This is a genomic window from Bradyrhizobium hipponense (assembly GCF_008123965.1).
GTDB lineage: Bacteria > Pseudomonadota > Alphaproteobacteria > Rhizobiales > Xanthobacteraceae > Bradyrhizobium > Bradyrhizobium hipponense.
Genome location: NZ_VSTH01000314.1, coordinates 1 through 2,223, shown reverse-complemented (window position 1 = coordinate 2,223; position 2,223 = coordinate 1). Strand labels below are relative to the sequence as shown.

The 2,223-nt window shown below is 54.9% G+C and carries 3 protein-coding genes; 1 reads left to right on the top strand and 2 read right to left on the bottom strand.

Annotation, left to right across the window (positions count from 1 at the left end; all coding sequences use genetic code 11):
* Positions 1-149 precede the first annotated feature (149 nt).
* A complete protein-coding gene (locus FXV83_RS42295; RefSeq protein ID WP_430648987.1) occupies positions 150-509 on the bottom strand; it encodes an H-NS histone family protein in 360 nt (119 codons plus the stop codon).
* Positions 510-1,263: 754 nt separating this feature from the next.
* Here FXV83_RS42295 and FXV83_RS42290 point away from each other — a divergent pair.
* Positions 1,264-1,632 carry an H-NS histone family protein gene (locus FXV83_RS42290; RefSeq protein ID WP_148745894.1) on the top strand — a complete coding sequence of 123 codons (369 nt, stop codon included), beginning with the start codon at positions 1,264-1,266 and terminating at the stop codon, positions 1,630-1,632.
* A gap of 68 nt (positions 1,633-1,700) precedes the next feature.
* Here the strand turns inward: FXV83_RS42290 and FXV83_RS42285 are convergent.
* Positions 1,701-2,223 (bottom strand): sugar transferase (locus FXV83_RS42285; protein ID WP_187436560.1); only part of this gene is annotated, 523 nt, incomplete at its 5' end.

The window sequence follows — 2,223 nt, the reverse complement described above, 5'->3', positions numbered from 1 at the left end:
CTGGAAGAACTCCTCGCCGCCTCATCCGTTGGTTCAGCCTTTTTGCTGCGCCAAATCCTCTCGGCTCTAACTGCCGCCCTTCACACCGCTCCAGCCTGAAGCCAGTGTTCTTCACGGACGACAACCGACATTTCTGCAGTTGCGCAGAGCTAATGCCCTTGACCGCCAGCATTCCGATCGGACGATTCGCCGTTCTCGCGAATCCTGAACTCTTCGAGCGTGTGCCCCGATTGGAGCGCGGCAACTAGCCAGCGAGGCTGTTTACCGCGTCCCGACCAGGTCTCTGTCGGGTGGAGTGGATTGAAATATTTCGGCACGACCTTCGGGTATTTGCGGCGCGGCGGCTGGCCCGTTCCCGCCTTGGCCGCCCCGCTTTCAGCTTCACCGAATTGATCCGGCTGGTTGAGTTGCGCAAGACGTTTTTCGAGTTCCCGCTTCTCGATTGTGATCTTTTCGGCAAGTATCTTTGTCAGCTCTTCGTGAAGGAGCCAAAGTTCCTCAAAGTCCATGGCTTCGAGATCTTGCCGACGCAGCATTCTCGTCACCGTTCGACTGACGCCTGATTCATCTGTCATCCTCAGCTTTCGAACATCGTTGCCCGAGCAGCGAACCAACGATGGGCAAAGTCAGTGTTTCAAATTGACGTGACAAACAAATAAATAATATATTATTTAATAATTATTGCGAGGATTATTTTATTAAATGGAGGTAGGCAGATCAACGACTTGCTGCAGGGCAAAGAAAGAGGAGATCTCAATCGAGTTCCTGGTTGGGCGTGTTCAAGATGCAGCCGGAGCATCCTTCCCCCGGCTGCACCGTCGGACATTGAGACCTGAAGGCAAAATCGAGCTCAGGCGCGACCAGCGCTGGGGGGTATTGAGTTGATTGGCGCCAGGGTACGCATATCCGAAGGCGCGCAATAACGAGGCTGCCCGGAACGAAGGACAGCCTACGCGCCAACCATACTCATCGAGAATACTGCGTTGCAGATTGCCCCGTGCGGCCGCTTGATGTGGTCCCGTCACGTCCGATATCGCTTGAATGGTTCCATGCTTGCACGCAGGCCGTGTCAAATTTACCCCGTCCAGCGATTAAATTGTGCGGATAGCCCGTTTTTTTGGCTTGATTGATTGTTGCGACGCAGCTATCTGGATAGCGAATTTAAGTTCGGTTCCATACATTTTGTTGGGTAAATCGAGTTCGCCATCTTGATTAATGTCGATCCGGGGAATACTAAGTGAAGCGCAACTACAGGGTGCGAGCATGTCAGCTAAGAAACTCGAATTAGAATCAATGTCCCTTGACGATCTCTGGTCGCTTCATGAGGAAATTAGCGGGATCTTATCGAATCGCATTAAGGCAGAAAAGCACGAACTGGAGAAGCGCCTGGCGGTTCTCGGGGGCGGGATGGCTGTTTTGGCGGAATCAAGCAGGCCGGGCCTGTCTCCGACCGCCAAAGCGAGACGCAAATATCCGCGGGTGCTGCCGAAATATCGGAACCCCCAGACGTCCGAGACTTGGTCGGGGCGTGGCAAGCGGCCGCGGTGGTTGGTTGCTGCCGTGAAATCTGGCCGGAGGATTGAGGAGTTTCGCATAGGGGATGCAAGTCCGAAGCTTCGTCAGCGCGCATGACCTAATTCTGACCGATCGACGGGATGGTTGCAGTCAAATAGCCGGCGCAGCGCCGTGATCCTGTGCGCCTAATAGGCGTTGCGTCCCCGCAGCACTTCGATGGGAGTTCGCAGCAGGATTACGAGATCAAGCCGAAGGCTCCAATTGTCGATGTACCAGAGATCGTATTGTACGCGTGTTTCGATCGCGACGGCTGTGGGAGTTGGACCGCGGCAGCCATGGACTTGAGCCCATCCGGTCAATCCTGGCTTGACCCTGCGGCGAAGGGCGTAGTTTCGCACGAGCCTGTCAAATTCTCCGTCTTGAGCCAAGGCATGAGGACGCGGACCCACCAGCGACATGCTGCCGTCGAGAACATTTAACAGCTGTGGCAGCTCGTCAAAGCTTGTCCGTCGTAACCATCTGCCGACCCTGGTGACGCGCCGGTCAAGAAGTGTCGCCTGAACGATCACAGGCCCATTCTCAAGCACATGCATTGTCCGAAACTTGCGAATAGAAAATATCCGGCCATTAAACCCGCATCGCTGTTGCTTGAAGAGCACCGGGCCGGAAGAATCCAGTTTGATAGCGGCGGCAGCTAGCGCGAGCAAT